Annotated in this window: 24 protein-coding genes; 9 read left to right on the forward strand and 15 right to left on the reverse strand. The window is 68.0% G+C overall.

The window, feature by feature from the left end:
• Window positions 1-45: 45 nt before the first annotated feature.
• On the forward strand, window positions 46-1299 hold the full coding sequence (locus tag ACWEWT_RS00820; RefSeq protein ID WP_452554792.1) for an arginine deiminase: 1254 nt from the start codon (window positions 46-48) through the stop codon (window positions 1297-1299).
• An 18-nt stretch (window positions 1300-1317) separates the two neighbouring features.
• Here the strand turns inward: ACWEWT_RS00820 and ACWEWT_RS00825 are convergent, their stop codons facing one another.
• On the reverse strand, window positions 1318-2742 hold the full coding sequence (locus tag ACWEWT_RS00825) for a hypothetical protein (protein WP_452554794.1): 1425 nt from the start codon (window positions 2740-2742) through the stop codon (window positions 1318-1320).
• A gap of 208 nt (window positions 2743-2950) precedes the next feature.
• Here ACWEWT_RS00825 and ACWEWT_RS00830 point away from each other — a divergent pair, with 208 nt between their 5' ends.
• The gene (locus ACWEWT_RS00830; RefSeq protein ID WP_452554796.1) at window positions 2951-3997 is read left to right on the forward strand and encodes a YdcF family protein; all 1047 of its coding nucleotides are present in this window, start codon (window positions 2951-2953) and stop codon (window positions 3995-3997) included.
• 195 nt (window positions 3998-4192) lie between these two features.
• On the opposite strand, the gene ACWEWT_RS00835 is transcribed toward ACWEWT_RS00830, so the two are convergent.
• On the reverse strand, window positions 4193-4642 hold the full coding sequence (locus ACWEWT_RS00835) for a hypothetical protein (RefSeq protein WP_452554798.1): 450 nt from the start codon (window positions 4640-4642) through the stop codon (window positions 4193-4195).
• Between the two features lie 163 nt (window positions 4643-4805).
• A complete protein-coding gene (locus ACWEWT_RS00840) occupies window positions 4806-5270 on the reverse strand; it encodes a MarR family winged helix-turn-helix transcriptional regulator (RefSeq protein ID WP_452554799.1) in 465 nt (154 codons plus the stop codon).
• Between the two features lie 149 nt (window positions 5271-5419).
• On the opposite strand from ACWEWT_RS00840, the gene ACWEWT_RS00845 reads away from it, so the two are divergent.
• The gene (locus ACWEWT_RS00845) at window positions 5420-6067 is read left to right on the forward strand and encodes a nitroreductase family protein (RefSeq protein WP_452554801.1); all 648 of its coding nucleotides are present in this window, start codon (window positions 5420-5422) and stop codon (window positions 6065-6067) included.
• A 103-nt stretch (window positions 6068-6170) separates the two neighbouring features.
• Here the strand turns inward: ACWEWT_RS00845 and ACWEWT_RS00850 are convergent, their stop codons facing one another.
• The 4 genes from ACWEWT_RS00850 to ACWEWT_RS00865 all read right to left on the reverse strand — a co-directional run bounded on the left by ACWEWT_RS00850 (window position 6171) and on the right by ACWEWT_RS00865 (window position 11476).
• On the reverse strand, window positions 6171-7499 hold the full coding sequence (locus ACWEWT_RS00850; RefSeq protein ID WP_452554803.1) for an FAD-dependent oxidoreductase: 1329 nt from the start codon (window positions 7497-7499) through the stop codon (window positions 6171-6173).
• Between the two features lie 57 nt (window positions 7500-7556).
• Window positions 7557-8387 carry an SDR family NAD(P)-dependent oxidoreductase gene (locus tag ACWEWT_RS00855; protein ID WP_452554805.1) on the reverse strand — a complete coding sequence of 277 codons (831 nt, stop codon included), beginning with the start codon at window positions 8385-8387 and terminating at the stop codon, window positions 7557-7559.
• Complete coding sequence (locus ACWEWT_RS00860; RefSeq protein ID WP_452554807.1) at window positions 8384-9421, reverse strand: ABC transporter substrate-binding protein; 1038 nt, start codon at window positions 9419-9421, stop codon at window positions 8384-8386. The genes ACWEWT_RS00855 and ACWEWT_RS00860 overlap by 4 nt, the downstream gene beginning before the upstream one ends.
• 108 nt (window positions 9422-9529) lie before the next feature.
• Entirely contained in the window at window positions 9530-11476 is a 1947-nt protein-coding gene (locus tag ACWEWT_RS00865; protein ID WP_452554809.1) for an oxidoreductase, read from the reverse strand.
• A gap of 121 nt (window positions 11477-11597) precedes the next feature.
• Between ACWEWT_RS00865 and ACWEWT_RS00870 the strand changes: the two genes are divergently transcribed.
• From ACWEWT_RS00870 to ACWEWT_RS00895, 6 genes are all read left to right on the forward strand, one after another.
• A complete protein-coding gene (locus ACWEWT_RS00870) occupies window positions 11598-12635 on the forward strand; it encodes an ABC transporter substrate-binding protein (protein WP_452554811.1) in 1038 nt (345 codons plus the stop codon).
• Between the two features lie 37 nt (window positions 12636-12672).
• Window positions 12673-13455, forward strand: a complete 783-nt coding sequence (locus tag ACWEWT_RS00875) for an SDR family NAD(P)-dependent oxidoreductase (protein WP_452554813.1) — start codon at window positions 12673-12675, stop codon at window positions 13453-13455.
• Window position 13456: 1 nt separating this feature from the next.
• Window positions 13457-14620 carry an ABC transporter ATP-binding protein gene (locus ACWEWT_RS00880; protein WP_452554815.1) on the forward strand — a complete coding sequence of 388 codons (1164 nt, stop codon included), beginning with the start codon at window positions 13457-13459 and terminating at the stop codon, window positions 14618-14620.
• Window positions 14620-16317, forward strand: a complete 1698-nt coding sequence (locus ACWEWT_RS00885; protein ID WP_452554817.1) for an ABC transporter permease — start codon at window positions 14620-14622, stop codon at window positions 16315-16317. The genes ACWEWT_RS00880 and ACWEWT_RS00885 overlap by 1 nt, the downstream gene beginning before the upstream one ends.
• A gap of 41 nt (window positions 16318-16358) precedes the next feature.
• Window positions 16359-17123, forward strand: coding sequence for an SDR family NAD(P)-dependent oxidoreductase (locus ACWEWT_RS00890; RefSeq protein WP_452554819.1), 765 nt, complete (start codon window positions 16359-16361; stop codon window positions 17121-17123).
• A gap of 411 nt (window positions 17124-17534) precedes the next feature.
• Window positions 17535-17816: a hypothetical protein gene (locus ACWEWT_RS00895; protein ID WP_452554821.1), complete on the forward strand. Its 282-nt coding sequence runs from the start codon at window positions 17535-17537 to the stop codon at window positions 17814-17816.
• Between the two features lie 143 nt (window positions 17817-17959).
• Here ACWEWT_RS00895 and ACWEWT_RS00900 read toward each other — a convergent pair whose 3' ends face one another.
• From ACWEWT_RS00900 to ACWEWT_RS00935, 8 genes are all read right to left on the reverse strand, one after another.
• Window positions 17960-19009, reverse strand: coding sequence for an MBL fold metallo-hydrolase (locus ACWEWT_RS00900; protein WP_452554823.1), 1050 nt, complete (start codon window positions 19007-19009; stop codon window positions 17960-17962).
• Window positions 19006-19338 carry an EthD domain-containing protein gene (locus ACWEWT_RS00905; RefSeq protein WP_452554825.1) on the reverse strand — a complete coding sequence of 111 codons (333 nt, stop codon included), beginning with the start codon at window positions 19336-19338 and terminating at the stop codon, window positions 19006-19008. The genes ACWEWT_RS00900 and ACWEWT_RS00905 overlap by 4 nt, the downstream gene beginning before the upstream one ends.
• 70 nt (window positions 19339-19408) lie before the next feature.
• Window positions 19409-20032 carry a TetR/AcrR family transcriptional regulator gene (locus ACWEWT_RS00910; protein WP_452554827.1) on the reverse strand — a complete coding sequence of 208 codons (624 nt, stop codon included), beginning with the start codon at window positions 20030-20032 and terminating at the stop codon, window positions 19409-19411.
• A gap of 43 nt (window positions 20033-20075) precedes the next feature.
• On the reverse strand, window positions 20076-21590 hold the full coding sequence (locus tag ACWEWT_RS00915) for a class I adenylate-forming enzyme family protein (RefSeq protein WP_452554829.1): 1515 nt from the start codon (window positions 21588-21590) through the stop codon (window positions 20076-20078).
• 70 nt (window positions 21591-21660) lie between these two features.
• Window positions 21661-22698: an NAD(P)-dependent alcohol dehydrogenase gene (locus ACWEWT_RS00920; RefSeq protein ID WP_452554831.1), complete on the reverse strand. Its 1038-nt coding sequence runs from the start codon at window positions 22696-22698 to the stop codon at window positions 21661-21663.
• Window positions 22698-23480: an SDR family NAD(P)-dependent oxidoreductase gene (locus tag ACWEWT_RS00925; RefSeq protein WP_452557617.1), complete on the reverse strand. Its 783-nt coding sequence runs from the start codon at window positions 23478-23480 to the stop codon at window positions 22698-22700. The genes ACWEWT_RS00920 and ACWEWT_RS00925 overlap by 1 nt, the downstream gene beginning before the upstream one ends.
• A 10-nt stretch (window positions 23481-23490) precedes the next feature.
• Entirely contained in the window at window positions 23491-24246 is a 756-nt protein-coding gene (locus tag ACWEWT_RS00930; RefSeq protein WP_452554832.1) for an SDR family NAD(P)-dependent oxidoreductase, read from the reverse strand.
• Window positions 24243-25445, reverse strand: a complete 1203-nt coding sequence (locus ACWEWT_RS00935; RefSeq protein ID WP_452554834.1) for an acyl-CoA dehydrogenase family protein — start codon at window positions 25443-25445, stop codon at window positions 24243-24245. The genes ACWEWT_RS00930 and ACWEWT_RS00935 overlap by 4 nt, the downstream gene beginning before the upstream one ends.
• Window positions 25446-25473: the final 28 nt, after the last annotated feature.

The raw sequence follows: 25473 nt of genomic DNA on the forward strand, positions 1-25473 counted from the left end.
GTGCCCGATCCGGCATTTCGAACCGAGTCGACGGAAGGTAGCGCAATGACCGCGAACACCGAATCAGCCCGGTACGGAGTCCATTCCGAGGTCGGCCGGTTGCGCCGGGTACTCGTCTGCTCGCCCGGACTGGCCCATGAGCGGCTGACCCCGACCAATTCCGACGAACTGCTCTTCGACGATGTCATGTGGGTGGAGGCCGCGCAGCGCGATCATCTCGACTTCGTGAACAAACTGACCAATCGCGGCGTCGAAGTGGTCGAACTGCACGCCCTACTGGCCGAGACCGTGGCCGATCCGGCGGCCCGCGCCTGGCTGCTCGATCGTAAGATCATCGCGAACCGGGTGGGTCTCGGCCTGGTCGAGAGCACCCGGGCCTATCTGGATTCGCTGCCTGCGCGCGACCTCGCCCGCTTCCTGATCGGTGGATTGTCCACTGTGGATCTGCCCGCGGATCTCCGCACCGGCTACCTCGCGCTGGCTCGGGAGGCACCGGGCAACCCCGAGTACCTGATGCCACCGCTGCCGAACACCCTCTACACCCGCGACACCACCTGCTGGATCTACGGTGGGCTCACCCTCAATCCGCTGTACTGGCCGGCCCGGCACGACGAAACACTGCTGATGAAGGCGATCTACCGGTTCCATCCCGACTATGCCGGTTCGACCGTGTGGTGGGGTGATCCCGAATCGGAGTGGGGCCAGGCATTTCTCGAGGGTGGTGATGTGATGCCGGTCGGCAACGGCACGGTCCTGGTCGGAATGAGCGAGCGCACCTCCCGGCAGGCGATCACGCAGCTGGCGCAGGCCCTGTTCGAGGCGCGGGCCGCCGAACAGGTGATCGTGGCCGGTATGCCGAAACTGCGGGCCGCCATGCATCTGGACACGGTCTTCACCTTCGCCGACCGCGATCTTGTCACCGTCCATCCCGGCATCGTCGACGGTATCCATCCGTTCACGCTGCGGCCGTCGGACCGGGCGCCGGGTGTCGAGATCACCGATGAAAAGGGCACCGCTTTCGTCGATGTGGTCGCGCGCGCAATGGGTTTTCCGGCACTGCGGGTGGTCGAGACCGCCGGTGACTTCTATGCCTCCGAACGCCAGCAGTGGGACTCCGGGAACAACGCCGTCGCGCTGGAACCGGGTGTGGTGTTCACCTACGACCGCAACACCCAGACCAACGCGGCGCTGCGCCGGGCCGGAGTGGAGGTGATCACCATCGTCGGTGCCGAACTCGGGCGCGGACGTGGTGGCGGCCACTGTATGACCTGCCCCATCGTCCGTGATCCGCTCGACTGAACCCGGCCGCTCCCGGACTCACGGCCCGACCCGCAGTATCCGGCCGGCCGTGGCCTGCCAGTACGAACGATCCGAGCCGATCGTCCCGGTGAGCTGCAGGGGTTCGTCCAGTGGTGCGGCGCCCACTGCCCGATGCGCCCGCAGCTCACCGGTGCCGAAATCGACCGCTGTGTAATAGACCGGCCCCACCTGCTGAATTCCGCCGCCGGGCGGGAGCGGCCCATAGGAGAGGCCGTAGATCAGGCCGTCCGCCCGGGACAGGCGGGGCAGCGAGGCCATCCGGTCGTCGCGCTCCCAGATCCGGTGGCAGCCGGATTCCGAGACATCGATGCGGGTCATCCCGCCGGTGAATACAGCATTCGGTGGATCACTGGGCCCCGAGGTCGCGGCCGGGGGATAGCCGAACCCGTACGTACTGGGGATCACCAGTGAGTTCCCCCAGGCCATCGGAGAATTCTCGGTGCCCTGACCGGAGGTCTCGAAGGCCGGTGTCCGGCACACCGGCGACCCGTCGTCGGCGCGATAGACGATCAGCTGCGGCCGCGGGGTGTCGTCCACGATCGCGACCCACTCGTCACCACCGGGTCCGAAATAGGTGGGTGTGGTTCCCGAACCGGGTCCGAGCTGACCGGGTTTGCGCACGGTCCCCGCGTCGTAAGGCTGCCGCCAGACCACTTCCGGCGCATCGGAATCCACGGCGCGCATCTCGTAGAGGGCGCGGGTGGTCAGCACCGAGATGCCGGCAGGGCGCACGCTCAGCCCGTTCGTGAGCCGCTCACCCGTGGGCAGCCGGGTCGCCGCGATACGACCGGCGGAGTCGACGGAACCGATCACCCCACCGGTGGTGGCGAACCAGATACGGCCCTGGAAATCCGGTGCCACCGCGGTGAGCGCGTCCCCCGTGGGGATACTCGCGCCGATATCGATCCGCTCGTCGACGAACAACTCCCAGTGGCCGTTCGCGTCCCGGCGATGCGCGATCTTGTCGATCGCCCCCGCACTCGCGGCGACGACCACGCGGTCGCTGCCGTCGAGATACCCGTACACCCCACCCAGCAGACCCCCCTTGGCCAGCTGCACCGAAGCGACCGGTGTGGCGGATACGGGGTCGAAGAGTTTCACCGTCGGCACGGCCACGTCCGGCGGGGTGAGGCCCACGTATCCGGTGCACAACGCCAGCGGCATTCCGTCGGAGGCGACGAACATCGCACTGCACACCCCACCCGGGACCGAGGACGCGTGGAGCCTGCCGTCCGGGCCGGGGCCGGGGAGATCGGTGCTGTCGGTGGAGGCGAGATCGCCGTGGATCAGGGATGTTCCGGCAGGCCCCAGATCGAGCACCGGCGGATCCGCGGCGGCGCCCCCGGTGGCTCCCATCAGCAGCAGAACGGATACCACCGCGGGGAGCGCCCGGTGCCGGATCACGCTGAACGAAGACCGCATCGACCACTTCCTTCGATCGTCCGGATCGCCCGGAGCTGCTCGGCGAGGGCGGATCCGGCCCCCGAAACCGGTGGACGGTCCTCGACTCCTCACCTGGGGCAGCATACGGGTGGCCGGTCGGCTCGCGCCGGGGCGAACGGTGGGCAACTTTGTGGGTATACGTCCGGAGTAGCGACCGATTCACCGGTATCGACACAGGAGGAGCGACGTGGACCCTGCGATATTGTTCGCGGCGGGTTGGGCGGCAGCGGTATTCGGTGGCGCCCGGATGAGCCGGGAACCGCGCCGGTTGTCCACCGGGTTCTTGTTACTGGCCGCCGTCGCACTGGTGGTGGCGGGCGCGGGGACGGCGGTCGCGCGGCTCACCGATCCGTCCGCGCTGGACTCGGCTTCGATACTGCTCGGCGCGTTGTTCCTGCCGGGTGTGATCATCGCCGGGCTCGGCTTGCTCACCAACGGGATCGCCGTCGCCCGCCGCGAAGGAGTACGCCCGATCACCATGACTCCGGTGCTGGTGGGGATCGGCCTGCTGGTACTGCCGGTCGCCGCGGCACTCGCACTGCGGCGTGGACCCGCGGTCCCGCACTGGCTGATGCTGGTGGCCGCCACCGCCACCGCGGTCGGTATCTACCTGCTGGCACATCTGCTCGCCTTCGCCGGGCACGCCGTCGTCTACGGCAAACTCGCCGACGAGACCGGCGCGGACGCTGTGGTGATCCTCGGTTGCGGCCTCGACCGCAACCGGGTCACCCCGCTGCTCGCGGCACGTTTGAACCGGGCGTTGCGGGTCTACCGTGCCGAAATCGCCGCCGGCCGGGCGCCGATCGTGGTCACCTCGGGTGGGAAGGGCAGCGACGAGGCGGTGAGCGAGGCCGACGCGATGGCGAACTACCTGGTCGCGTCCGGTATCTCCGGCAGCGCGATCGTGCGCGAAACGCGCTCACGCAATACCGAGGAGAATCTGCGCAACACCGTGGACCTGCTGAGCAGCCGTGGACCGGACCCGGCTCGGTCCCGGATCACCGTCGTCACCAGTAACTTCCATGTACTACGAACGGCCGCGCTGACCCGGCGCCTCGGTATCGACGCCCATGTCGTCGGCGCCCGTACCGCGCGCTACTTCATCCCCGCCGCTTTTCTCCGTGAGTTCGCGGCCGTCCTCACCACGCATTACCGCCGGTCCCATCTGGCGGTCGCCACCGCCACGGTCATCGCGCTCACCGCCGCGGCGATCGATATCTACCTGTCCACCTGAGCCGTGTTCGGCCCACACCCGCCGTCGGCCGGGTGAACAGGCCGGTGGATCCGATCGGTGACCCGTCAGTGTGCCGACGGTGCGAACTTTCCGAACTGCGTTCCGGCAGCGCTGCGGGTGCCGGAGAAATACCGTCGTCGGCGTCTCCGCTTCTCCTGGTGCGGCATGCTCGATCCGAGGTACCCGAGCCGGAGCTCAACCGAGGGAGCGGGCCACCTCGGCCGGGGTGACCGTGGTTTCGTGCACTGTCAGCCAGCGGTACCGGTTCTGCTCCGGGTCGGCGCGCAGGACCGCGGTCGTGCGCCGGTAGTCGGTCTCGTCGTCGACGTGGTGCCGCTCGACGAATCGCATAACGATGGTATCCACGGTGGCGCAGAGCATTTCGATATCGGAGACCTCGATCGTCAGGCCGGGGCGGCTGTTGCGGGCTCGGTGCAGACCCGCGAGCAGTTCGGTTTTCCGCAGTACCGCGCCCGCCACCGTCACCATCGAGAAATCGTCGTGGTGGGCGGCGGCGAACCCGTCGAGCACCTGCGGGGACGCGGCGCTACCGAGCCAGGTGGCCAGCAGTGAGTGGACCCGTTCGACCTCGGGCAGCGCATCGATCGGCTGGTCGTCACCGGGTAGCCCGCTCGATTCGGTCATTCTCCGAACAGTACCGGTCGGCCGGGACCCGGACCGGTACCCCGCGCCCGGCGCATCGGGTACGGGTGGCGTGGATCGCGAAACCACCCTCGCCGGAGGCCCGGCCGATGCGGCGGATCCGCCGTCCGGTGGCCGAATCCGGAACGGAAATGCGGACGGCCGGTCAGGTCAGCAGTTTGCCCAGCAGTAGGGTCAGCTGATCGCGTTCGGCGGTGGTGAGGGCGGCGAAGGTGCGATCGAGGAAATCCGGAACGTACTTCTCCGCCCGCGTGAGCGCCCGGCGCCCCGCCGTGGTGAGGGTGACCGCGTAGGCACGCCGATCCGCGGGATCCCGTTCCCGCCGGACGTATCCCGACTGCTCGAGTTCATCGGCGATGCCGACCATGACACTGCGGTCGATCCGCAATTCGTCGCTGAGTACCTGCTGTGACCGCGGACCGACGGCAGCGAGCATTTTCAGGACCAGATGCCCGCCCACCCCGAGGCCGTGCTCGTGGGCCGCTGCCTCGGCCGCCCGGGCCACCGCCGTAGAAGCGCGGCACAGTGCGATATCCGGCCGCTCGGCGGCCAGCTGCGGAAAATACGTGGCCCGTTCGGGGGCCGGAATCCTGGCGGGCACGACCGTCACACTAGCACAGTCGTCTCGGTGCAGATTGTTTGACAGCAGATCACCTCCTTCCGTACGGTCGCAAATAATCTTGGTACAGATTATTTGTGGGCAGATGGAATGGATCCGGTCCGGTTCCGCCCGCTCGCCCCGGAGTAGGAGACCGCCCGATGTCACAGAACCTGTCCGCCGAGCACGTCCTGTCCACCACCCGGGCGGTGCGCAAACGGCTCGATTTCACCCGGCCCGTCCCGCGCCACCTCATCGAGGAATGCATCGACCTCGCGACGCAGGCGCCCACCGGCCGGAATCGGCAGCGCTGGCACTTCCTGGTCGTGACCGACAGTGCGCAGCGCGCCGAGGTCGCCGCAATTTTCCGCGCGGCGGCCGGGGCCGGTGGCGGCAGTCCGCTCACCCCGCAGGATCTACGCCGCATGAACGCCCACCCCGGGTCGCTCCAGCGCATCGGTGCAGGGTTCCGGCACCTCTACGACAACATCCACCGGGTACCGGTTTTCGTGATTCCCGCCGTCGAAGGCCGCACCGATCACGCGACTGTGCTGGAACAGTCCATGACCTGGGGCTCCATCCTGCCCGCGGTGTGGAGTTTCATGCTCGCGGCCCGCGACCGCGGACTCGGGACCGTCTGGACCACGGCGCAGGGCCCGCTGGAACGCGAACTGGCCGCGGTACTGGGCGTGCCCTACGACGAGGTGATGCTGGCGGCTCTCATCCCGCTCGCCTTCACCATCGGTACCGAGTTCCGTCCCGCGCCGCGGATCGACCGCGATCGAGTACTGCACTGGAATCGGTGGTGAGCGTGCGTTGTGGTGCGGGGGTCGTCGGCCGTCACCCCGCTCGCAGCGGGGCGGGGTGACGGCCGCCGCGAGGCGTCGTACGATCGCGCGGAAAGTCCGGTACTCAGACCGGGATCGACCGCTGGGCCGCGGTATCGGCCGCCGCCAGACCGAAGACCAGTGCCGGAGCGATACCGCCCGCGTAGGCATGATCGTAGAGACCGCCGATATCGGATCCCGCCGCGAACAGGCCCTCGACCGGACCACCCACGGCGGAGCGCACCCGGCCGGCGGGGTCGATACGAATTCCGTGGAACGGAAAGGTCAGCGCCGGGCAGGTTTCGATGATGTAGTACGGGCCCCGGTCCAGCGGCTGCGCGTCGTGGGTGCGGGTGGGGCGTATCGCGTCACCGGCGGAATTGACGGCTGCGATCTGTTCGGCGATCGCGACCCCGTCGTAACCCCATTCCGCCGGGAGGTAGGCGAAATCGTCCAGGGTGTCCGCGGTTCCGCAGCGGCCGGCGCGGCGCCGGGTGAGATCGAATTTGTCCACCGCCACAGCGCCTTCGACATAGCTGCCGAGGACCCGTTCCCGGTACACCCGCTCGTCCGCGACGAGCAGCCCGCGTGCCTCCGGTTGTTCGAGCAGTCGCATGGCGGTGAGGTGATCGCCGATGGTCTCGTCCGTGAAACGCCGGTTGTCCAGGTTGAACAGCAGAGCGTGCTCGCTGTAGTAGAGCGACAGCGCGACGAAATCGGCGGGATCGCGGAACGGGACCCCAGTGGGAACCAGGTGTCCGTAGAAACCGGAGTGCGGGGTACCGGTCGCCGCCCCGGCGCTCCCGGCGAGGCGTAGCCCGTCGCCGGTGCTCGCCGGATTGGATCGCAAGGGCATATCCGGTGCCTGCGGGTGTATGTGCGCGGCGACCAGATCGGGGTCGGCCTGGAAGCCGCCGGTGGCGAGAACGACTGCCGCACTGTGTATCGCGATATCCGTACCGTCCTTGCGGCGGACCCGCGCCCCCGCGACGGCAGCACCGCGGGTCAGCAGTTCGACAGTTTCGGTGCCGGTGAACAACCGGCCACCGGCGGTGATCCGGCGGCGGCATTCGTCGATGTACTGGTTGGTGTCGAACTGGTGGCCGATTCCGTAACGCAGCACGGGCACCGGCTCGCCGCAATGCACGCCGAGGGCGCGAATCCATGCCACCGCATCGGAGAACCCGTCCACGAGCGCGTGGCGCAGCGCCGGGTCACCGTCCGGGTTCACCTCGTCCATCACCGCGCGGGTGGGCGCGGTCCAGGCGTACCCGGCGTAGCGGGCCGACCCGCCCACGGCATCCGCCTTCTCCACCACCACGACCGAGCGGCCGTGGTCGAGGGCGCGCGCCGCGGCGGTGAGGCCGGCCATTCCCGCGCCGATCACCAGGACATCTGTTTCGATGGTGCGCATCGTTATCTCCTCATCGCTCGATTCGCGGGTCCGCACCCGCGGTGGATCCGGAATCGCTCACACCGTGAACCTGCCGCCGTTGCTCAGCAGAACGGCGCCGATCACATTGGCGGCACCTGGTGAGGCGAGATACAGGATGTTGTCGGCCAATTCGGTAGCGGTCGCATAGCCGCGCGGGGCACCCTCGGCCATGGCCGCGCGCAGATGAGCCGGTGTCCGCGCCGCCATCCCCGTATCCACCGGGCCCGGAGCCACGGTGTTCACCCTGATCCCGAAGTGCGCGACCTCTTTGGCCACGGCCTGGCTCAGCGCATGCACACCCGCCTTCGAGGCCGCGTAGTGCGGATATCCGGTGAGGGTGTCGAATGCCGCGGACGAACCCACAGTGACGATCGCGCCGCCACCGGTGTCCTGCATCGCGCGGACCGCCGCGCGCAGGACATGGAAGGTGCCGTCCAGATTGACCGATATGATGCGCCGCCACTGGTCGTCACCGAGATGGGTGAGGATATCCGCGGGACGGTTCTGCTCGGCGGCCTCGTAGATCCGCTGTTTGCTGCGCGGATCGTCGACGCCGGCCGCGTGGACCACCACATCCACCCGGCCGTGTTCGGCGAGCACAGTGGCGAACGCGCTCTCCACCTGAGCGGAGTCGGCCACATCCAGGCCCACCGCGGTGGCGCCGGCGATATCCGCCGCGACCCGGGTCGCGGCCTGCCGGTCGATATCGCACAGATAGACCGCCCGGGCGCCCCGGCGGGCGAGCAGCCGCGCTGTCGCTGCGCCGATTCCGGAGCCCGCGCCGGTCACCAGCGCCACCTTGCCGCCGAACTGTGCTGCCGTCGACTCCGTGTTCTCGGCTGCTGCCGGGTCTGCGTGGTCCGTCACTGGAAGATGTCCTCCCACTCGTTGCGGTAGCGTTCGGCGCCCGCGCCGACGGTGACCTCGAGGTTCTGGTCCGGAACGTCCTGGGCGACGGCCAGCGCGCCGTCTATCCCGGGCAGTGCCGAACCGTAACCGGGAGAGGTCGCCTGCTGGCCCGGCCGGCTCACCATGAAATCGGCGAGTACCTGTGCCGCGTTGGGGTGCGGAGCCGAACCGAGTGCCAGCCCGTACCACCGGGCGCCCCATACATGCGGGCCCTCGGTCCAGTCGACCGGCGCCCCGGCGGCCCGTTCGGGCAGCATCGGATTACACATGAGCGCGGCCACGATCTCCCCGGCGGCCAGTGCCTGCCCCAGCGGTTGGGTGCTGGGATAGATACGCGGGCTGTTCTGCGCGAGCCGCCGGAGGAAATCGCGTCCGCCGTAGTTCTCCTCGATATGGTCGTAGTAGTCGATATAGGTCGGCGAGGTGGCGGGGGTGACGATGCCGACCTTGCCCTTCAGCGCCGGGTCGAGAAGGTCCTCGGCGGTCCGGATGCCCCGGGGAAGGGCGTCGGTATTCCAGCCGAATCCCAGGATCACTGCCCCCTCGAGGAAGAATTTGCCGCCGATCACACTGTCCGCCCTCCGGTATTCGGGTGCGGCGAACGACGGTCCGATCACCTCCACCGCCAGATCTGTGTCTTCGGCCTGCTGCATCCAGGAGACATCGGTGATCACCGCGATATCACCGACTCCTTTTCCGGTGCGCGATTCGGCGTCGACGCGGGACAGCAGATCGGCATCCACGCCGCGGACCACGGTGAGGTCGATCTGGGGGTAGGCGGATTCGAATGCCTTTTCCAGGTCGGCGAGCACCGGTTGCGCCTGGGTGGAGTAGATCGTCACCGCGCCTTCGGTATTCGCCGCGGCCACGACCTCGTCCCAGGTCCCGGCGACCGGCCGGGACACCTGGCCGGTGCTGCCGCAGCCCGCCAGGGCCAGGGCGAGTGAGAGGAGCGCCGCCGCTGTTCTCGGCGCTCGACGGATTCTTCGCATGGGTACCTCATCATCTGGATCCGATGCCGATATCGACCGGCCTCGTGGTTCGGTGTTCCGGGTGGGCGATCGGGCCACCCGGTGGTTTCGTCGGGATTCCGGTACCGCTCAACCGGTCTGTACGGGGGCACGGCCGGTGCTGCCGACCACTACCCCGGCGGCCGCGTAGCCTTCGGCCACCGCGTGCGATACCCGCCGGGGCACCACTGCGTCGCCGATGATCTGGACCCGGGCGTGCGCCAGCTCCCGACGGAACGGCTCCACATCCGAGGCCCGGCGTTCACCCGCGACGACAACCCGATCGCAGGCCAGCCGGGTGGTGCGGCCGGACAGCAGATTCCGGTACGTCACCACGGTCTCCGTCTCTTCGCGCAGCACCTCCGAGACCGCGGCCTCGACGACGAAGTCCACCGGGCCACCGGCCAGCCGCTTACGTAACTGGACCCGGCTCTCCGCGGGGATCCCGGCCGCGACCGCCGGTCCCGGCACCAGTACGGTGACCTGGCTCGCGCCACCCGCCAGCGCCGCCTCCACGACGCCGAGGGCCGGCCACGATCCGAAACCGTCGTCCACGATCACCACCCGGTCGCCCGGCCAGATCTGCCAGGGATCGATCAGGGCCGCGGTGGTCGTGGTGGTGCCCGGTGTCGCGGATTCGGTCGCGCCGGTCGCCACGATCACCTCGTCGAAATCGGTGAGATCGGCCGGGCGGACCCGATATCCCGATTCCAGCGATACCCCGGCGAGATTGTCCTGGTAGTACCGCAGCAGCGCCGACCAGCCGGACCGGTTCGGAGCCTGTCCGGCGGTGCGCAACTGCCCGCCGATCCACCGGCTCGCTTCGAAGAGGGTGACATCGTGGGTCGGGGCCAGCCGGAACGCGGCCTCCAGTCCGGCCGGCCCGGCGCCGACGATCGCCACCCGCCCGGTCCGGCCGGTCGGCGCGCCGAACCGCAGTGGTCGCGCCGGACGAGCGGGCAGACCCGGTGGTGCCAGGACCGGATTCACCGAGCAGAGCAGTACCGGGGTGAACGAGCGGCAGTCCTCGTTACAGGAGACACACGGCCGGATCCGGGAATCCTCACCCCGCAGCAGCTTCACCGCGATATCGGGATCGGCGACGAATGGGCGCGCCATCCCGACCAGATCGGCACCCGCGTCGAGTGCCGCCTCGATATCGGTCCGTGTCCGGAACGCCTGGGAGACGAGCAGCGGCCGGTCGGTGGCGGCACGTAACCGGGCCAGCTCCGGTAGCAGCGGAGGCGCGGCGGTGGCCATATCGCGGACATAGGTGGTGCGGACGCCGACCGTCACATTGATGTAGTCGAACATGCCCAGCAGCGGCAGCAGTTCACACAGACCGTCGGTATCGAGACCGGCTTCCTCTGCGCCGTCGATCGAAAGACGCACACCGAGTGGGAGATCCGGGCAGGTTGCGGAGATCGCGTCGTGCAGCCGGTGCAGGATCGCGGCCCGCCCGGCCGCGGTGGTGGCATCCGGCCGGGTGTTCGAGGCGGCGGACAGGAACTGGGCCAGCAGGTATCCGTGGGCGGCGTGCAGTTCCACCGCGGCGAATCCCGCATCGGCGGCATATCGGGAACTGCGCGCGAAGGCGGCGATGATCTCCTCGATATCGGCGTCGGAGAGGACGCGGGCCCGGACCGGTTCGCGGGGTGAGCGGATATCGGACGGCGCTACCGGATGCTCCCAGATCTCCGCGCCGAGGGTTTCACGTCCCAGATGGACCAGCTGGCAGACCGGGATCGCGCCCTCCGCGGCGATCGCGCCGGCCCGGCGGCGCAAGCCCGGGAGGCCCGCCGGATCCGACGCGTCGGTGATATTGCCGGTCCGGTTCCCCGAGTCCGCGCTCACCACGGTGCCACCGGCGATCACCATGGCGGCACCGCCCGCCGCGCAGCGTCGCCAGTAGTCGTCGTCGCCGGGTTGGGCCGTACCCGCGCTGACCACGCCGGATCCGTGTGCGGTGGCGACGAGACGGTTGCGCAGGGTCAGCGGCCCGATCCGCAGTGGGGACGAGATACGAGGCGAGGTCACCGTTCCTCCTTGAACTGGATTCACTTCATATTATTGACACACAGTGATTGACACCACAATGGGTTTGGCATAGTTTCAAACTGACATCAGTTCAGTTCTGTGGGATGTGGGTATTCGCACCATGAAGTTGTTGTTCAAGGCCACGGCGGCCGCGGCGGCTCTCGCTGTCACTTCGGTTCTGACGGCGTGCGGCGCGAGCCCGGGCACCACAGGCCCGGTCACGGGCGCCTGGTCCGACGTCGAAGCCGCCGCCGACAAAGAAGGCAGCGTGCTGCTCTATTCGAGCCAGAAGCCCGCCAATCTGGAACGGCTCGAGACCGCGTTCGAGAAGAAATATCCGCGGATAGACCTGGAGTTCGTCCGGGGCACCGACGCGGATATCAACCCGCGGGTGGAAACCGAGAACCGCACCGGGCGCGGTACCGCGGACGTCCATATGCTCACCGACGCGACCTGGATCGCCAACGCGGCCCGATCCGGCAGCTATTCCGCCGATCTGGTCGGCCCGCATCTGCAGGCCCCGGAGTATCAGCCGGAGACCAGCGTGCTGGAGAACCGCTTCGCGCTGAGCAGCGCGGCCGTTTTCGCGCTCGGCTGGAACACCGGCGCCGTACCGGGCGGATTGCGTTCCCCGCAGGACCTCCTCGATCCGAAGTTCCGCGGCAAGATCGGCATCGTCAACCCCACCGGTATCGCTTCCTACGTCGATCTCTATCGCTTCTACGCCCGGACCTACGGTGACGACTACTGGGACCGGATCGCCGAATTGAAACCGCGTATCTATCCGAGCGCGCTCGGGATCGCGCAGGCGCTGACCTCCGGTGAGATCGTGGCCACCCCCTCGGTACAACCGCTGGTCACCGAAGTGGCGGCCGGTGCGCCGGTCGGCTGGGCGCTACCCCCGCAGCCCTGGGGCACCCCCTGGTACAGCCACGCCGTGAGCGTCGCGCCGCATCCGAACGCGGCGCAGGTCCTGGTCGATTTCATGGCCACCCGGGAAGGGCAGACCGCCCTGAACGACGGATACGCGGCCGCGTTGCCGGATATCCCCGGGGCGGTGGTGCAGGCGCAGGAGATCGCGGCGCCGGATACCGCCGATCTCACGCCGGACAAGGTCGCCCAGTACTCCCAGGAATGGGCGCGGCGTTTCCAGAGCTGATCGGGCTCCGATTCACACCGACCGACAAAGGACAGGCATGGACAACAGGGCCGAGCCCCTGCACGGTACCCACGTGCTGGTCACCGGGGCCTCCGGAGGTATCGGCGGGGCCACCGCCGAACTGTTCGCCGCCCGGGGCGCGACGGTCTACCTCACCGATGTGGACGATATCGCCGGCCGGAAGCGCGCACTGACGCTCGGCCCCCGGGCCCACTACCGGCACCTGGACGTCACCGAAGAAGCCGACTGGCAGGCCGCGGCCGCCGCGATGGCGGATGCCGGGCACCGGATGAACGTGCTGGTGAACTGTGCCGGGACCGCGTTGAAGGCGACCCTGGCGCAGACCACCCTCGCCCAGTTCCGGCGGATGATCGACCAGCACCTCGTGGGGACCTTTCTCGGACTGCGGGCCGCCGCGGCGACCATGACCGACGGGGGCACCGTCGTGACCATCTCCTCGCTGCGGGGTGTCCTCGCGACCGCCGAACTCGGCGCCTACGGTGCGGCGAAATCCGGTGTGCGGGCACTGACCAGAGTCGCGGCGCTGGAATTGGCCGAGCAGGGTATCCGGGTCAATTCGGTCTGCCCGGGCAGTATCACCACCGAGATCACCTCGGCTCCGGGTTTCGACGCCGACGATACCGCCGCCTACGTCCGCAGCATTCCCATGCAGCGCCGCGGCGCGCCCGCGGAGGTGGCGGCGGTGATCGCGTTCCTGGCGAGCCCGGACAGCAGCTATGTCACCGGAATCGACCTCCTGGTCGACGGCGGGACCGCCGCCGGTGTCCGTACCCCGAAATTATCGAACCAGAAGGTATGAGATGACGTCGAAATTCACCGTTTCCGGCCTCACCAAGACCTACGGCGCCAATATCGTCGTCGATCAGCTCGACCTCACGATAGAAGAAGGCGAATTCCTGGTCCTGCTCGGACCGAGTGGTTGCGGTAAGACCACGACGCTGCGTTGTCTGGCGGGGCTGGAGGATCCGCAGGGCGGCTCGATCACCTTCAAGGACCGTCCCGTTTTCGATGCCGCCGGCCGGGTGAACGTGCCCGCGCACAAACGCAATATCGGCATGGTGTTCCAGTCCTATGCGCTGTGGCCGCATATGACCGTGCGCGACAACATCCGTTATCCGCTGAAAGTGCGCAAGATGAAAGCGGCCGTGGGGGAGGGCGCGGTGGAGGCGGCCGCCGAAATGGTCGATTGCGGCGCACTGCTCGACCGCTATCCCGCGCAGTTGAGCGGCGGGCAGCAGCAGCGGGTGGCCGTCGCCCGCGGGCTGGTGGCGCGGCCCGATCTGGTGCTCTTCGACGAACCGCTCAGCAATCTGGACGCGCGCCTGCGCGATCAGGTGCGGTCCCAGATCCACCAGTTGCATCAGCGTCTCGGATTCACCGCGGTATTCGTGACCCACGATCAGGCCGAGGCCTTCGCCCTCGGTGACCGGCTGGCCATCATGAAAGCCGGGAAGATCGAACAGTACGACGAACCCGAGCGGGTGTTCGAGAATCCGGTATCGGACTATGTGGCCGCCTTCATCGGGATGAGCAACCGGTTGTCGCTGCGCCGGGGCCACGACGGATGGGCCACGGCGGCCGGGGATTCCATCGATCTGACCCATGCGGTGGTCCGCGATTCGGCCGACGAGCACAGTACCGCGGTGGCGCGCTTACGGCCCGACGATGTGCTGCTGCACGCCACGGCCGACGAGGTCCCGCTGGGTAATGTCGCCCTGCACGCCGAACTCGTGACCTACGAATACGGCGGCCGGTATTTCGACGTCACGGTCGAAACCGGTGGGGAACAGCTGATCCTGCGCGCGCCCGCGGCCCAACACAGCGCGGCGCTGCGGGGAAGCAGTCCCGGTGCGCCGCTGGTGGTCAGTTTCTCCCCGGCCGCGCTGCGCGTCTTCGCGGCACCGGGTGGGGCACCGGCCGCGGCGCCGGAGCCGGCGACGGTGAGCGCGGGAGGACACGCCTGATGGCCACCGTGACCACGACCGCGCCCCGGTCGTTCGCCCTCCCCGCGCAATGGCGTACCCGTCTGGGCTACCTGGCCCTGCTGGCGATCCTCGGCTACCTGGTGGTGCTGCCCATGATCCGGCTGCAATCACTGGCTTTCGCGGACGGGGCGCGCGGGTATCGGGCCCAGTACACACGTTTCGATATCGGCGAGACCATCCGGACCACCGTCGCGCTCGCACTGGGGTCGCTGGTGATCGCGCTGGTGCTCGGCACCCTGCTCGCCTTCGCCGCGAGCCGGTTGCCGGATCGGCTGGGATTCCTGCGGATCATTCCGATCCTGCCGATCGTGATGCCCGCGGTCGCCAATATCGTCGGCTGGGCGTTCCTGCTGTCACCGGGACCGGGATATCTCAATGTGCTGCTGCGGAAACTGCCGTGGTGGAGCGGTTCGGATACCGGCCCGATCGATGTCTACACCGTGCCGTGGATCATCATCCTCACCGGTTTCGGCCTGACCTCGTTCGTGTACCTGTTCGTCAGTGCCGGTATGCAGAACATCAGCGCCGAACATCTCGAAGCCGCTCAGATCAGCGGATCCTCGACCGTCGGTGTGTTCTTCCGGGTGGTGTTGCCGCTGTTGCGCCCGTCGCTCATCTACGGCGGCGGTATCGCGCTGCTGCTGGGCCTGGGCCAGTTCACCGGACCGCTGCTGCTGGGGCAGAACTACGGTGTGAAGGTGCTGACCACGGAGATGTATCGCCGGGTCTCGGAATCACCGTCGGATTTCGCCGCGGCCGCGGCCGCCGGTTCACCGCTGGTGATCTTCGGCCTCGCGCTGGTCCTGATCCAGAAAGGCCTGCTGGGCAACCAGTCCCGGTTCGTCACCCACGGCGGCAAGGCATTCGCCCCGCCGGCCGGGCGCTCCCTCTGGGCCACCGCGACGATCGTCGGCTACGCCCTGCTCGCCCTGGTGATCCCGATGATCGGACTGGTCATCGTCTCTCTGACGCCGTACTGGTCGGGCACGCTGTCCTGGGATCTGCTGACCCTGGACAACTTCCGCACCCTGGCTGCCGACAACGCGATCGTGGGATCGGTGCTGACCAGTGTGTCCACCTCGCTGGCCGCGGTGCTGATCTGTGTACCGCTCGGATACCTGATGGCCACACTGCTGGTGCGCGGCCGCCGGTTCAAGGTGCTGGCCCTCTTCGCCGATCTGATGACCGCGCTGCCGCTCGGAATTCCCGCCGTCATCTTCGGTGTCGGATTCCTGCTCACCTATACCGAGCCGCCGCTGATCCTCTACGGGACCAGGACGGTGATCGTCCTGGTCTACATCGTGCTGATGCTGCCCTACGCGACCAGAATGCAGATGACGGCGATGCTCTCGCTGGGCAACACCTACAGTGAGGCTTCGGCGACCAGCGGCGCGTCCCCGCTGGTGACGAATCTGCGGATCATGCTGCCGCTGATGCGGCCGACCATCCTCAGTGCCGTCGCCCTGATGTTCATCCTGCTGACCCACGAATTCGCGGCGTCGCTACTCGTGCGGGCCTCGACCACGCAGGTGATGGGCACGCTGCTGTTCGACCTGTGGCAGAACGGGTCCTACCCGCTGGTGGCCGCCATGGCGCTGCTGATGACGGCGGTCACCACCGCCGGTGTCGCGGTCGCGATGCTGGTCGGCGGACGGAACGTGCTGAACAAACTATGAGTCGGGACAATTCCGCCGGCACCGGAACAGAAAGGGCCGCAATGGCAACGGGAGCCTCCAGACTCCGGGACAAGGTCGTACTGGTGACCGGCGCGACCGGTGGGATCGGTGTCGAGATCGTGCGCCGCCTCGCCGCCGAGGACGCCGCGGTGGTGGTGACCGATCTCGGCGAAGCCGCCTGCGCCGATCTGGTCGCCGGGCTGGACCGGCCCGATCGGCACTTGACCCGCCCCCTCGATATCTCCCGCGAGGACGAATGGACCGAGACTGTCGCCGCGATCCGGCGGCGGTACGGACGGCTGGACGCGCTGGTCAACAACGGCGCCATCGGCAGCCTGGCCTCGGTGGTCGACGAGGATCTGGACCGCTACAACCGGGTGATCGAGGTGAGCCAGACCGGGACCTGGCTGGGTATGAAGCACGCCGGAGCCCTGATCGAGGAAAGCGGAGGTGGATCGGTTGTCAACCTCTGCTCGATCCTGGGCACCGTGGGCGGGCTCGGCAACAGCCTCGCCTACGCGGCGGCCAAGGGCGCGGTCCGCACGATGACCAAGAACGCCGCACTGCACTGGGCCACGAAAGGGGTCCGGGTGAACTCGATCCATCCGGGTTTCATCGAGACCGATCAATTGCTCGCGCGGTACGAGGGCAGCGAGCGCCACCGCGCGATGCTGGCCGGTACCCCGATGGGTCGCCTCGGACGAGCGCCGGAGGTGGCGGCCGCGGTCGCGTTCCTCGCCGGTGACGATTCGAGCTTCGTCACGGGTACCGAACTCTATGTGGACGGCGGCTGGACCTGCGCCTGACCGCGGGCCCCGGACATCTTCGTCGGATGAGGGTGCAGATGTCCGGGGCCGGCGGGCGCGCCGTGGAAGATCGCAGTGGGGGCGGTCTTCGGGCCGGGCCGGAGAAACCGGACCGGTATCCCGACTGTGATCATCCGATGTTTCTGACTTGCGTGTCGTCCACTTGCTGTTGGGTGGACCCACTACTATTTCGAGCTGTCCGGGATCCGATTCGTCGATTCCGAACAGTCCGCGGCGGCCTGTCTCTGACGCCACACCTGTGCTCTCCCGGGTGAGACGTCGTTCCCGAGTGGGGATCCGCCCGTGCGTGCTAATGGGGCGATCGCTGCCCATCGGCATTTCCGCCGACACAAGCAATTCCGGCTACCCAGTGAGTATTGACCCTCCCCAATGCGAAGAAGGGATATTTCCATGAGTTCGACCAATCGCCGTAGTCCCGCCGAACGCCGCCGCATGGTGGCTCGCGGCGTTGTCGCGGCCGTACTCGCACTCACACCGGCGACGTTCGTGGCGACTTCCGCGTTCGCCGCGCCACTGGTGCTCGAGCCCGCAGTCCAAGCCGACACCGCGGGCGGTAGCGGCAGCGGCCACGGCAGCAGCGGGAGCCACCACGGCAGTGGTCACGGTAGTAGCGGGAGCCACCACGGCAGTGGTCACGGCAGCAGTGGTAGCAGCCACGGCAGCCACGGGTGACAGCTGCCGTTCCGTGACATATCCGCTGAGTCGACCGAATCCCCTGATGCCCATGGCTTTCGCGCGACCTCGTTGATTTGTCGGGTCGCGTGCTGAGAGCGTGTGCGGAGTCGCCGTGGTATCCGCCGCGAATCGTGCGGATACTACGGCGACGTGCGATGCGGGCGCCGTCGGGAGCCCGTTCCGGTGAAGATGTGGACCCCGTCGGAATCATCGACGGCGACTGCCTCCCGTGCCACCAGGACATCCAGGTGCGCCATGGTTTCGCAGGTCGCGACCATCTGGTTGAACGTATCCAGTGTCGAGAACGGGCGATCCCGGCGTGTCCAGGTCAGTGCCCGGGCCACCTCGAGACCCGTGCACGGTGCGAGTTCGGTTACCGCGGTGCCGATCTGAGCGAACCGCAGGAGGTGATGGTCGAGCAACTCCCGGGCGCGGCGGCCGACACTGCCGCCGTCGGGGCCGTGCGCCGGCAGCATGGTCTGGTCGTCGTTGTCGCGCAACAGTTCCAGTGACCGCAGGAAATCGCCGAGCGGCAGCTCCCAGGTACCCAGTTCGAACCCGATCGACGGAGTGATCGTGGGCAGCACATGATCTCCGGTGAACAGCAGGTTCCCGGCCGGATCGCGGAACACCAGATGTCCTTTGGTATGTCCGGGAGTGGCGAGGACTTCCAGTTCGCGGCCGCCGAGGGCCAGCGGTCCAGGGGTCAGCCAACTATCCGGGGTCGCCCAATCTTCCGGGTCGAAGGGCTCGTCGACGCTCTCCGCGTAGGCGCGTGCCGCGATACCGGCGGCACCCGCGCGGCGCAGTTCCCGCAGTGAACTCTCCGGTACATTGCTGCCCAGGTCCCGAATCGCTTGTAGGCCGCCGGATTCCGCCGCGCCGAGATGTACCCGGCAGCCGTGCCGGCGGCGCAGTTCGACCGCGAAGGTGTAGTGGTCGCGGTGGATATGAGTGACGAGCACATCGTGGATCTCGCCGGGGGACCGGCCGATACGCGCGAGTCCATCGGATAGTTCGCGATAGGTGTCCGGGCGATGCCAGCCGCCGTCGACGAGCACGAGGCCGTCGTCGGTGTCGAGGGCGTAGACATTGACCGCTCGTAGACCGTCCTGGGGTAATTGCAGTGGAATGCGATGGATACCCTCAGCGACCGGGTAGCAGCCGGGATCGGCCCAGTGCGCGGTCATTCGCTACCGGCCGCCGGCACCATGGTGCGTTCCTCGCCATACCAGATCATCCGGCGGCCGCGCATCGCGCCGACATGGCGGACTGCTGCTTTCCATTCCGGGCTGGCGAGCGCGGCGTCGAGGGCCGCCCTGGATTCGAAGCTCAGCACCGAGAGGCCGTCCCAGCCCGCGGATCGTTCGTCGGGTGTATCGAGCAGTTCGGTGTGCTGCCAGCGCAGCAGTCCCGGTAGCGGGTAGGTCACCTCGGCGTGTTCGCCGCGCCACCATTCGATGAACTGCTCATGGGTCCAATCGCTGGGGCGCGACGCCAGCACGATGAGGTTGTACATCCAGGTATCCTAACTGAATTCTGTTCGGTTAACTAGGGTATACGAAAGTGCGCACCTCCGGCCGGCGGAGTTACGCGCGCACCATCCGCACCGCGGTATCGGTGACGGTCTCGGTGATCTCGGTCAGAGTGAGTGCGCCGTCCGGGCGATACCAGCGCCAGACGCTGATCACCACTGCCAGGACCAGACGGCCCTGGATACGTGGATCCGCATCGGCGAAATCACCGGACTCGATACCGCGGGCGATGAGGTCGGTCCAGTTCTGTTCGATCTCCTGGACCAGTTCGCGCGAACGCAGCCGTTCGGCTTCCTCTTTCTCGGATTGGCGTGGTGCGGCGAGCAGATCCATATGGTTCTGCAGGATCCGGCGTTGCAACGCGTCGGTGGGTTCGGCGCGCAATGCCCCGGCCACGGCCGCGCGAAGCGCCTTTTCCGGATTCTCCGCACCTTCGGTCGCCGCGACGAAACGGTCGACGGAATCGGCCAATTCCAAGCGCATGATCGTCAGCAGGCAGTGTGCCTTCGATTCGAAATAGTGGTAGAGCGCGGTCTGGCCGATTCCGACTTCGTCGGCGATCGACGCCCATTTCGTATGCTCGTAACCGATTCGTCCGAATTGCTCGATAGCCGCGGCCAGGATGCTGCTCCGCTTGGACCGCGGGCTTTCCCGCCGAGCTCCGGTGTCAACGGTCATGAGTGAAGTGCCCCCAGGATTCGACTGTGTGGATGCTTCAACTCTACCCCACCTGATATGAACTCGAGTCGGCTGCCGCCAGCTGCGCGGCGAGCCGGATCGCATCCGGCCGGGACAATTTCCCGACCCGATTCTGCGGAAGATCGGCGACGGTGAACAAGTATTCGGGCCATTTGAATTTGGGGAAATCCGCGGCGGCGAGCTGCGCGGTGACCGCGGGCAGGGTCAGCTCCCCGGTATCGGCCACGACCAGCGCCGCGGCCCGTTCGCCGAGCAGATCGTCGGGCACCGGTACGACGCATACCTGCACCACACCCGGTAGCGCCGCGATCGCGGCCTCGATCTCGTTGATATCGATATTGCGCCCGCCCCGGATGATGATCTGCTTCTGGCGGCCCATCACCCGGATGGAACCGTCCGACGCGACCTCGACCAGATCGCCGGTCGGCAGAAAACCGTCGCCGGTGAGCGCAGGCGGTACCGGTACGCCGCCGCGGGCGTACCCGACGAACAGCGAGGGGCCCTTGACCTGCGCGTCACCGATCTCACCGGCCGGAAGGGGGGTCCCACTGTCGTCGACAGCACGGACGACGGTTCCCGGGAACGGCCGCCCGTCGCGACCCAGCCGGATCGCGGGCGGATCGTCGATTCGCGGGGTGGTGTGGCCCAGGCATTCCGACATACCGAACACCCGGAGGAACGTGGTGCCCAGTTTCGCCTCGGCTTCGGCGAGTGCTCGTTGGTTCATCGGCCCGCCACCGACTGTCATGGCCCGTAACGCGGTCAGTCGTCCGGCGCTGCCCTCGACCACCGAGAGCTGGAGCGCCATGGTCGGTACCAGCATCGTCCACGCGACCCGGTGCCCGGCCATCGCGTCCAGTGCCGCCGCCGGGGACCACCGGCCGAGGGTGACCATGGTTCCGCCCAGGAAGGCCGGGAGGTACATACCGAAGCAGAAGGCCGCCACCGAGGACAGTGGGACGAAAGCGCCGACCGTATCGCCGGGTCGCAGCCCGACGGTTTCGATGGTGCTGCGGCACGCGTAACGGATGGCGTCCTCGGACTGGACCACGCATTTGGGCCGGCCGGTGGAACCGGAGGTCATGGCGATGGCGCTGCCGCCGTGCCAGCGCCGCACCGGACCGAACCGGGCCGCGCGCGCCAGCAGCAGATGATCGCCGAAGGCGGTGACGCGGCGGGAGAAGATATCCGCGGGAACTTCCCAGCGGCGCACTGCCTCCGGTTCGCCGATCACCAGATCCGGGTCGATATCCGCGAGCGCCAGCCGGAACTCCGATTCGGTGGCGTGCGGGCTGAACACGGCGACCACACCGCCGCGCAATCCGACCGCGAGCGCCGTGGCGAGAGTGCGCCAGGTGTTGTCGGCCTGGATCAGCACCGTGGGCGCGCGCTCATCGATCGCCGCTATCCGCTCGGCCAGCATGGTCGCTGTCGCCACGATCTCACCCAGGGTGTGCTGCCCGAACTCGTCGATCACCGCTGTCTGCTCCGGTGCGCGCCGTGCCCGCTCGCGCATCTCCTCCGCCAGTATTCTCATCGCCCGTTCCTCGTGCCGCTGTGCTCTCTGTTTACTCGCCGTCCCGCCGTCGCGGGCCGGAATGCGCTCGTCACGCCGGTGGGACCAGGACCGCGCGCCCGGTGATCCCGCCCGCGCGCAACCTGCGGTACACCTCGACCGCTTCGGTGAGCGGGAAGGTCTGCGCCGTGACGTGCAGGACGCCGCGGCGAGCCAGCTCGACCACCGCCGCCAGATCCGATCGCGGACCCCAGAACGGTGCCGTGACACCCCACCCCATGGCCAGGCCGACATCCTTGCCGACCTCGAGCCGTCCGCCCGCGCTGCCGACCACCACCAGCCGCCCGCCAGGGGCGAGTACGGACCCGGCCGGGCCGACGGTATCGGGAGCGCCCGCGAAATCCAGGATCAGATCCACGCCCGCGCTCAGATCGCCGTGCGCGGAACCGATATCCGGATACACCGCGTCGACACCCAGCCGGTGTGCCTGCGTGCGCGCCTCTGGCCGGTTGTCCACAGCGACGATGCGGCCGGCGCCGAACTCACGAAGAATCTGGACGGCGAGATGACCGAGTCCGCCGATTCCCACCACCAGGCATACGCTGCCGGAATCGATCAGATCGCGATGTTCGCGCACGGCGTGGTAGGCGGTCAGGCCCGCATCCGCCAGCGGTGCGCAGACCACCGGATCCACGCCCGCTGCCCGGACCAGGAACCGGGCCGCCGGCACGATCATGGCCTCGGCCAGACCGCCCGGGTGGCCGAGTCCGTTGCCGATGGGCACACCGCGGCCGGTGGATCGCAGGCCGAAACAGTAGTTCTCCCGGCCCCGCACACAGTTGCGGCACGCGCCGCAACTCCAGATACCGTGGACCACCACAGCGGCCCCGATCCAGCCACGGTCGGCGGACGGTCCCGCCTCGATCACGGTGCCCGCCACCTCGTGTCCGAGGGTGAGCGGCAGCGGGTAGTCGAAGCTGCCGGGGGCCGAGTCCATCACGTGCAGATCCGAACGGCACAGCCCGGCCGCCTCGACCCGTACCAGCAACTCCGCGCCGCGCGGGCGCGGAGTGGGGACCTCGCGGACCTCGGGCTCGGAACCCCACGCGGTGAGCTGAACGGCGAGCATCAGCGGGCCGTCCAGCCGCCGTCGACCACCACGGTCTGCCCGGTCATATACGAGGAGGCATCCGAGGCGAGGAACAGCACCGCTCCGTCGACCTCCCCGGCGCGGCCGCCCCGGCCGAGCACGGTGTTGCGCCGGACCCAGCCCGCGGATTTCTCGTTGCCGAACAGCCCGTCGGTCATCTCTGTATCGAACCAGCCCGGGACCACGGCGTTCACCCGGATACCGCGCCGGCCCCACTGCCCGGCGAGCTCCCGGGTCAGACCCAGGGTCCCGGCCTTGGACGCGGCATAGCTCGCGCCGCCGATCGGTGCGGTCGAGACCAGGCCGATCACCGAGGAGATGTTGATGTAGGAGGCGCTTGCGCCCGCGGGCAGCCGGGTCGCCGCGTAGGTGGCGAGGTGGAATCCGGCGAGCAGGTTCAATTCCAGGATCGCGCGGAACTCCGTATCGGTTTCCTGTTCGGCGTTCGGCGGACCGGGCCGGCCCGCGTTGTTGACCAGGACGTCGAGGCGCCCGGACTCCGCGTAGCAGCGGTCCACCAGGGCGGTGCGGTCCTCGTCGCGGGTCACATCGCAGCGCACCGGCACGATCCGGGAATCGGTACGGGCCAGTTCCTGTAACCGGTCGACCCGGCGGGCGGCCGCGTACACGGTGGCACCCGCCCCGGCCAGTGTGCGGGCGAAGCCCAGGCCCAGTCCCGACGAGGCGCCGGTGACCACCGCGACCCGCCCGCTCAGCCCGAACAGGCGTTCCAGTGTTCCGGTATCCGATCCGGCCGTCAGCGCACTCACCTCAGTACACCGCGGTCCGGCCGCCGTCGACCGGGATGAGCGCCCCGGTCGTATAACCGGCGGTGTCGCCCGCCAGATGGACCACCAATCCGGCGATCTCCGCCGGCCGGCCCAGCCGGCCCGCGGGGAGCCGGTCGACGATCTTGCCGACGAACTCGTCGTCCCAGTGTTCGGCCATATCCGTGGCGAAGCCTCCCGGTAGTACGCAGTTCACCCGTACCGAAGGCCCGTACTCCTGAGCGAAGGCCATGGTCAGCGCATTGAGTCCGTTCTTGGCCGCGGCGTACATCGCTTCCGGTGGGCTCGGCCGTACGGCGCCGATACTGGAGATGTTGACGATCGATCCGCCCCCGGCGGCGGCCATCCGCGCACCCGCGACAGCCATCAACCGGAACGGCCCCTTGAGATTGACCTCCAGGGTCTTGTCCCACAGACCCTCGGTCACCGATACGAGATTCTCGGCGAGAGGGGCGATCCCGGCATTGTTGACCAGGATGTCCAGGCGCCCGTATTCGGCCACTATCCGGTCGACCGCGGGTTCGATACTGTCCCATCTGCCGACATGCAGTTCCAGTGGATACGCGCGGCCGGGCCCGTCGCCGAGGGTGGCGATCGCCGCTTCGCAGGCCGCGAGTTTGCGGCTGGACACGATCACCGTGGCGCCGGCGTCGCGTAATCCGCGGGCGATCGCCAGGCCGAGACCGCGGCTCGCGCCGGTCACCAGCGCGACTTTTCCGGTCAGATCCGTTGTACTCATCGGTATTTCTTCACTTCCAGACGCGCGATGGTGCGTAGATGTACTTCGTTGGGGCCGTCGGCGATCTGCAGGGCGCGGGTGATCGCGTGCATCCGGGCCAGCACGGTGTCGTTGCTGACCCCCGCCGCGCCGAAGGTCTGCACCGCGCGGTCGACCACGGCGTGCGCGACCTCCATGGCGGCCACTTTGATCGCGGCGACTTCCGACCGCGCCGCCGCGTTCCCCGCGGTATCCATCAACCAGGACGATTTCAGGACGAGCAATCGGATCTGGTCGATCTCGATGCGGCTGCGCGCGATCCACTCCCGCACCACCCCGCGGTCGGCGAGCGGTCCGCCGAACGCGACCCGTTCCAGCGATCGGCGGCACATCAGTTCCAGTGCGCGTTCGGCCATTCCGATGGCCCGCATCGCGTAATGCATCCGGCCCGGGCCCAATCGGCCCTGCGCGATCGCGAATCCGTCACCTTCGGCGCCGAGCATATTCGCCGCCGGCACCCGGACATCGGTGAATTGAACCTCGCCGTGACCGAGCCGATCGTGGAATCCGAACATCGGCAGATCGCGGAGTACTTCGATCCCGGGTGCGTCCGCGGGTACCAGGATCATGCTCTGCTGCCGGTAGGCCGGTGCTTCCGGATCGGATTTACCCATGAAGATCACGAGTTCGCAATCCGGGTCGAGAATGCCGGAGATATACCATTTGCGGCCGTTGAGAACGTAATCGTCGCCGTCGCGCCGGATGGTCGAGGTGATATTGGTGGCATCGGAACTGGCGACGGCGGGTTCGGTCATCGCGAAGGCCGAACGGATCTCACAATCCAATAGCGGCCGTAACCATTTCGCTTTCTGCTCGTCGGTACCGAACATGGCCAGGATTTCCATATTGCCGGTATCCGGTGCCGAACAGTTGATCGCCTCGTTCCCGATGATCGACCGGCCGACCATTTCGGCGAGCGGGGCATATTCCAGATTGGTGAGCCCGGCGCCCAATCCGTCGTGGGTCATGAAGAGGTTCCACAGGCCCGCTTCGCGAGCGCGGGCCTGGAGATCCCGCATGATCTGCGGCTGTTCGTGTGGATTGTCCGCGGCCGCGATCTGCTCGTCGTAGATCGGCTCGGCCGGATAGACGTGGTCGTTCATGAACTGTTCGAGTTCGTCGAGCAGTCCCTGCGTGCGAGCGGAGTAGGAGAAATCCACAGTGCGGCTCCTGAACTGGGGGAGGGGA

Source organism: Nocardia sp. NPDC003963, from assembly GCF_053605105.1.